This window comes from Nocardioides sp. (assembly GCF_036401255.1).
In the GTDB taxonomy this organism is placed as follows: domain Bacteria; phylum Actinomycetota; class Actinomycetes; order Propionibacteriales; family Nocardioidaceae; genus Nocardioides.
On record NZ_DASWVI010000180.1, the window covers coordinates 1 to 6,890 of the forward strand.

Consider the following 6,890-nt stretch of genomic DNA (forward strand, 5'->3'; position numbering starts at 1 on the left):
CCACCGACCCACTGCGCCGCCGCGACCGCGCCCGTGCCCAGCACGCTGAGCGCGGCCAGCACAGCCAGCAGCTGCGCGATCCGGACCCGGGTCATGGCAGGGGTCTACCCCGGACCCGCCTCATCGACACCGCCTGTGCGCCCCTGTGCACAACGCCGAGGCGGCGCCAGTTTCCCCCCGCACCGGAAACTGGCGCCGACTCGGCCCACATCGAGCGGAAACTGGCGCCGACTCGGCCCACCTCGAGCGGAAACTGGCGCCGACTCGGCTCAGGGGACGTCGCGGCGCAGGGTGGTGAACCGGCCGACGAGGGCCAGCACGACGGTGTAGGAGAGCAGGACGGCCAGGGCGGCCGGACGCGACAGCAGCGCGGAGGAGCCGCCGGCCAGCTCGCCGAAGAGGCTGGAGCCGATCAGGCCGTCGGCGGCCGCTCCGGGCAGGAACCTCGCGACCCCCTCGGTGCCGTCGAAGGACCCCAGGGCGAGGCGGGCGATCGGCTCCACGAACTGGGTGAAGGCGAGGATGACCACGATCGCGGCCACCTGGTTGGGGACCACGCTGCCGAACGCGACGCCGATCATCGTCCACAGCACGGTCACGAGCACGCCCAGCACGAGCACGCGCACCACGGAGCCGTCGCCGAGGTACGCGCCGTCGCCCCACCCGGCGAGCAGCGGGGCGCTCGCGCCGACGACCGCGACCGTGCCCACCACGCCGTACAGCAGGCCGATCGGGACGGTCGCGAGCAGCTTGGCCGTGAGCAGTACGCCGCGCCGCGGCTCGACCAGCAGGGTCTCGGTGATCGTCTGGTGCCGGAACTCCGCGGTGATCGCCAGGCTGCCGATCACGAGCGGGAACACGTAGCCGACGGCGTTGGTCAGCCCGTAGATCGCTCGCGCCGCCGCGGCACCCTCCAGCGGCGCCGCGCCGCTCCCCTCCTCGGGTGCGAACACGAACGAGGACGCCATCACGACGCCGATGAACGCGAGGTAGCCGGCGAGCACGAGCAGCAGCAGCCACCACATCCGGGTGCTGACCAGCTTGCGGTACTCCGCAACCAGCGCCGCCCGCATCGAACCCTTCACGACGCACCTCCCGTCAGCCGGAGGAACACGTCCTCGAGGCCGGTGCCGCGGCTGACCAGCTGGTGCAGCTCGAGGCGCGCGGCGTACGCCGCCGCCCCGGCCTCGGCGGCCGGTACGCCGGTGAGCACCAGGCCGGCGCCGTCGGGCCGGGTCGCCCAGCCGCGCTCGCGGCAGAGGTCGGCCAGGGCCTGCTCGGCCGGCGACTCGATGTAGGTCTCGGGCGCGGCGGTGCTCGCGAGCTCGGCGAGGGAGGAGGCGTGCACGAGCCGGCCCTCGGCGATGATCACCACGTCGTCGACGGTGTGTTGCACCTCGGACAGCACGTGGCTGGAGATCAGCACCGTGCGGCCCTGGGCCGCGAACGCCCGCAGCAGCTGACGCAGCCAGACGATGCCCTCGGGGTCGAGGCCGTTCGCCGGCTCGTCGAGCACGATCGCCGGCGGGTCGCCGAGCAGCGCGGTCGCCAGCGCGAGCCGCTGCCGCATTCCGAGCGAGTAGCCCCCGACCCGGCGGTTGCCGGCCGCGGCGAGGCCGACGAACTCGAGCAGCTCGTGACAGCGCGTCCGGTCGACGCCCGCCTGCGCCGCGTAGACACCGAGGTGGCCCAGGCCGGTGCGGCCCGGGTGGAACCCGGAGGACTCGATCGCGGCGCCGACGACCCGCGCGGGGGTCGGGTGCTCGGCGTACGGCCGGTCCCCGACGAGTGCCCGTCCGCCGGTCGGGCGGGTCAGCCCGAGGAGCATCCGCAGCGTCGTGGTCTTGCCGGCGCCGTTGGGTCCGAGGAACCCGGTGACTGCGCCTGGCCGGACGTCGAAGCTGAGCTCGTCGACCGCGCGGATGGTGCCGAACGTCTTGCTCAGACCGGCGACCGACAGCGTCGGGCCGGCGTTCCCCCGGTAGGCCACGGGGCCGAGCCTAGAGGCTGAGCTGGCGCTTCACGACGTCGGCCAGCCGCCCGGCGACGGACACGGCCTGCTCCTGGGTGGCGGCCTCGACCATCACCCGCACCAGCTGCTCGGTGCCGGAGGGGCGCAGCAGCACGCGGCCGGTGTCGCCGAGCGCGGCCTCCTCCTCCGCGATCGCGGCCGCGAGCACCGCGTCGTCGTCGGCGCGGCTCTTGTCGACGTCGGGGACGTTGACGAGCACCTGCGGCAGCCGGGTGACCACGGCGGCGAGGGACTGCAGGCTCTGCCCGGTCGCGGCCATCCGCTGGAGCACGTGCAGGGCGGTGAGGATGCCGTCACCGGTGGTCGCGTGCTCGCTCATGATGACGTGGCCGGACTGCTCGCCACCCAGCGAGTACCCGGAGACGCGCATGGCCTCGAGGACGTAGCGGTCGCCGACCTTGGTCTGGCGTACGCCGACGCCGGCGGACCGCATCGCCTGCACGAAACCGAGGTTGCTCATCACGGTGGCGACCACGGTGTTCTTGGCGAGGTGACCGGTCTCGGCCATGCCGAGCGCGAGGATCGCGAGGATCTGGTCGCCGTCGACGGTGTTGCCCTCGTGGTCGACGGCCAGGCAGCGGTCGGCGTCGCCGTCGAGGGCGAATCCGACGTCGGCGCCGTGCTCGACGACCGCGGCCTGCAGCGGTCCGAGGTGCGTGGAGCCGCAGTCGTCGTTGATGTTGAGCCCGTCGGGCTCGACGCCGATCGCGATCACCTCGGCGCCGGCGGCGCGCAGCGCGCGCGGCCCGGCCTCGTACGCCGCGCCGTGGGCGCAGTCGAGCACGACTTTGATGCCGTCGAGCGGCCGGGTGAGGGTGCCGACGAGGTGCTCGACGTACTCCTCGACGGGGGTGGCGTACGGCGTGACCCGCCCGACGGCACCGCCCAGGGGGCGATCCCACTCCTCGGCGAGGTGCTGCTCGATGACCTTCTCGACCGCGTCGTCGAGCTTGTGCCCGCCGCGGGCGAGGAACTTGATGCCGTTGTCGGGCATCGGGTTGTGCGAGGCGCTGATGACCACCCCGAGGTCGGCGCCGAGGGCCTCGGTCATGTACGCGACGGCCGGGGTGGGCAGGACCCGCAGCCGGAGCACGTCGACGCCGGCCGACGCGAGGCCCGCGACGACGGCGTGCTCGAGGAACTGCCCGGAGATGCGCGTGTCCCGGCCGACGACGGCGAGCGGGCGGTGACCCTCGAACTCGCCCCGGTCGGCCAGGACCCGGGCAGCGGCGACGGAGAGGTCCAGGGCCAGCTCGGCGGTCAGCTGACCGTTCGCCAGGCCCCGGACCCCGTCCGTGCCGAAGATGCGCGGCATGTACGACCTCTCGCGCTTGCGTTCGAAGTGCTGAGATCGGATGCCTGGCAAGGCGGAGGCCCGAAGGCGGCCTTAGAGCGGAGCGGCCGTCGAGGGCCGACAACGCAGCCAGGCGCCGATATCAGCGCTTCGAGAACTGGGGGGCCTTCCGGGCCTTCTTGAGACCGGCCTTCTTGCGCTCGATGACGCGGGCGTCGCGCGTGAGCAGCCCGGCCTTCTTCAGCGAGGGGCGGTTGGCCTCGACGTCGACCGCGTTGAGCGCACGGGCCACGCCCAGGCGCAGCGCGCCGGCCTGGCCGGTGATGCCGCCGCCGTGGATGCGGGCGATCACGTCGAAGCGACCCTCCAGCTGGGTGGTCACGAAGGGCTCGTTGACGACCTGCTGGTGCAGCTTGTTGGGGAAGTAGGAGTCCAGGGTGCGGCCGTTGACGGTCCACTGGCCGGTGCCGGGGACCAGGCGGACGCGGGCGACCGCCTCCTTGCGGCGGCCGGTGGCGCTCGCGGGGGCGATGGTCGCGGGGCGCTGCGGGGCGTCGGCGGACGGCGCGCTCTCCGAGCTGTAGGCGATGCCCTGCTCGTCGACCTCGTAGGTCTCCTCGACCTCGTTGGTGGTGTCGCTCATGTTCCTCAGGCTTTCTCGGTGCTCGTACAGACGGATTACTGGGAGATCTGCTTGATCTCGAACGGCGTGGCCTTCTGGGCCTGGTGCGGGTGGTTGGGCCCGGAGTAGACCTTCAGCTTCTTCAGCATCTGACGGCCGAGCTTGTTCTTCGGGAGCATGCCCCACACGGCCTTCTCGATGGCCTTGCGGGCGTCCTTCTCCAGGATCTCGCCGATCGGCGTGGCAGACAGACCACCGGGGTAGCCGGAGTGGCGGTAGGCCATCTTGGTCGTCTTCTTGTCGCCCGACAGGGCGACCTTCTCCGCGTTGACGATGATGACGAAGTCACCGGTGTCGACGTGGGGAGCGAAGATCGCCTTGTGCTTGCCGCGCAGGAGGTTCGCGGTCTGCACCGCGAGGCGGCCGAGGACGACGTCGGTGGCGTCGATGACGAGCCACTCGCGCTGGATGTCGCCGGGCTTGGGACTGTACGTGCGCACGGAAGTTTCCTTCTTCGTTCGTCGGGCCCGGAGAGCTGCTGCTCCCGGGTGGTGGAGCCACGCCCTCTGACGAACACGGCCCGGCTCCGCACTGGCGTACGGTCCGGATCTGCACCCCGATCCCGTGGCGGGTCGGAGCGCGGCAGGAGGCGCGACAGACAAGACTACGGGTCGCCGGTCAGCGGTGTCGAATCATCGGGGATGGGAGCCGGGTTTCGCATGCCGCCACGCCGCAGTCTAAGTTGGAGTGCGTGACAGATTCCCTCACCGTCCGTGACAACCGCACCGGGCAGGAGTACGAGGTCCCGATCACCGACGGCACGATCAAGGCCGCGGACCTGGGCCAGATCAAGGCCGACGAGTCCGCACCCGGCCTGGCCGTCTACGACCCGGGCTTCGTGAACACGGCCTCGTGCCGCAGCTCCGTCACCTTCATCGACGGCGACCGTGGCGTCCTCGAGTACCGCGGCTACCCGATCGAGCAGCTGGCCGAGAAGTCCAGCTTCCTCGAGGTGGCCTACCTGCTCATCCACGGCAGCCTGCCGACGCAGGCCGAGTACCAGGCGTGGGTGCACGAGATCACCTACCACACGTTCGTGCACGAGAACGTCAAGGAGTTCATGCAGGGCTTCCGCTACGACGCGCACCCGATGGGGATGCTGATGGCGTCGGTCGGGGCCCTGTCGACGTTCTACCCCGACGCGCGCAACATCTCCGACGCCGACAACCGGCACATGCAGATCGTCCGGATGATCGCGAAGATGCCGACGCTGGGCGCCTGGTCGTTCCGCCACGCGCAGGGCAAGCCGTTCATCTACCCCGACAACGAGCTCAGCTACACCGCGAACTTCCTCTCGATGCTGTTCAAGATGAGCGAGCAGAAGTTCGACGCTGACGAGCGCCTGGTCAAGGCCCTCGACGTGCTGTTCATCCTGCACGCCGACCACGAGCAGAACGCCTCCACCAACGCGGTGCGCTCGGTCGGCTCCACCCAGGTCGACCCCTACTCCGCCGTCGCGGCCGGCGTCGGTGCGCTCTACGGCCCGCTGCACGGCGGCGCCAACGAGGCGGTGCTGCGGATGCTGCGCCGCATCGGCACCAAGGAGAACATCCCCTCGTTCATCCAGGGGGTCAAGGACGGCAACGAGCGGCTGATGGGCTTCGGCCACCGGGTCTACAAGAACTACGACCCGCGCGCCAAGATCATCAAGAAGTCCGCCGAGGACGTCTTCGAGGTCACCGGCACCAACCCGCTCCTCGACATCGCGCTGGAGCTGGAGAAGATCGCGCTCGAGGACGAGTACTTCGTCAAGCGGCGCCTCTACCCCAACGTCGACTTCTACTCCGGTCTGATCTACGAGGCCTTCCAGTTCCCGCCCGAGATGTTCACGGTGCTGTTCGCGATCGGCCGCACCCCGGGCTGGCTGGCCCAGTGGCTCGAGCTCGTGCAGGACAAGGAGCAGAAGATCGCGCGCCCCAAGCAGATCTACACCGGCGAGCGGGGACTCGACTTCGTGCCCGCCGCCGAGCGCTGGGCGTGAGCGAAGCTCACGACGAACGCTGATGGTGGTCGGGCGACGGCGCGACTGAGCTTGCGAAGTCGCGACCCGCGTGTCGAGCGGAGACGCGTCAGCGGATCCGCTGATGGTGGTCGAGCGAGCGGCGCGACTGAGCTTGCGAAGTCGCGACCCGCGTGTCGAGACCCGTTGAGCTGAGAGGAACGTCGTGCCGAAGACCCCACCCACTGCTGTCGTCTTCGACCTCGGCAACGTCCTCATCGACTGGGACCCCTACGCCGCGATCGCCGCCGGCGTGGGGCCCGACGAGGCCCGGCGGTTCCTCGAGGCCGAGGACTTCGACTTCCTGGCTTGGAACCTCGTCCAGGACGCGGGGGGCCGCTGGGCCGACGCCGAGGAGGCGGTACGCCGCAGCCACCCGCACTGGGCCCAGCACGCACTGGCCTATCGCGCCCACTTCCTGGAGTCGTTGCGGGGCGAGGTGCCGGGCACGGCCGACGTCGTGCGTGACCTGCACGCCGCCGGCGTACCGCTGTTCGGGCTGACGAACTGGTCCGACGAGCTCTACCCGCACGCGCCGGAGCGGTTCGAGGTGCTCGCGCTGCTCGACGACGTGGTCGTCTCGGGCACCGAGAAGGTCGCCAAGCCCGACCCCCGGGTCTTCGAGATCCTGGCCGAGCGCAGCGGCATCGCGCTGGACCGGCTGGCGTTCGTCGACGACAAGCAGGCGAACGTGGACGCCGCCGCGGCGCTGGGCATGGACGCGATCTTGTTCACCGACGCGGCCGCGCTGCGCACCGAGCTGCGACGGCGCGGCCTGCCGGTCTGACGCCTACCGCTGCAGGGCGACCGAGCGCCGGATCGCCGGGCCCCGCGCCGGGTCGACCACGACCGGCACCCGGTCGAGGCGCGCGAGCCGGCGTTG

Annotated in this window: 7 protein-coding genes; 2 read left to right on the forward strand and 5 right to left on the reverse strand. The window is 71.1% G+C overall.

Annotated elements, in window-relative coordinates; all coding sequences use genetic code 11:
* Positions 1-269 precede the first annotated feature (269 nt).
* From VGD85_RS08460 to rplM, 5 genes are all read right to left on the reverse strand, one after another.
* A complete protein-coding gene (locus VGD85_RS08460; RefSeq protein ID WP_331063015.1) occupies positions 270-1,085 on the reverse strand; it encodes an ABC transporter permease in 816 nt (271 codons plus the stop codon).
* Complete coding sequence (locus VGD85_RS08465; RefSeq protein WP_331063016.1) at positions 1,082-1,990, reverse strand: ATP-binding cassette domain-containing protein; 909 nt, start codon at positions 1,988-1,990, stop codon at positions 1,082-1,084. The genes VGD85_RS08460 and VGD85_RS08465 overlap by 4 nt, the downstream gene beginning before the upstream one ends.
* 10 nt (positions 1,991-2,000) lie before the next feature.
* A complete protein-coding gene (glmM, locus tag VGD85_RS08470) occupies positions 2,001-3,347 on the reverse strand; it encodes a phosphoglucosamine mutase (protein ID WP_331063017.1) in 1,347 nt (448 codons plus the stop codon).
* 121 nt (positions 3,348-3,468) lie between these two features.
* Positions 3,469-3,969, reverse strand: coding sequence for a 30S ribosomal protein S9 (rpsI, locus tag VGD85_RS08475; protein WP_331063018.1), 501 nt, complete (start codon positions 3,967-3,969; stop codon positions 3,469-3,471).
* 35 nt (positions 3,970-4,004) lie between these two features.
* Positions 4,005-4,448, reverse strand: a complete 444-nt coding sequence (rplM, locus tag VGD85_RS08480) for a 50S ribosomal protein L13 (protein WP_331063019.1) — start codon at positions 4,446-4,448, stop codon at positions 4,005-4,007.
* A gap of 251 nt (positions 4,449-4,699) precedes the next feature.
* On the opposite strand from rplM, the gene VGD85_RS08485 reads away from it, so the two are divergent.
* Together VGD85_RS08485 and VGD85_RS08490 are read left to right on the forward strand one after the other, a co-directional pair.
* Complete coding sequence (locus VGD85_RS08485) at positions 4,700-5,989, forward strand: citrate synthase (RefSeq protein ID WP_331063020.1); 1,290 nt, start codon at positions 4,700-4,702, stop codon at positions 5,987-5,989.
* 184 nt (positions 5,990-6,173) lie between these two features.
* A complete protein-coding gene (locus VGD85_RS08490) occupies positions 6,174-6,794 on the forward strand; it encodes an HAD family phosphatase (protein ID WP_331063021.1) in 621 nt (206 codons plus the stop codon).
* The last annotated feature ends 96 nt before the right edge of the window (positions 6,795-6,890 follow it).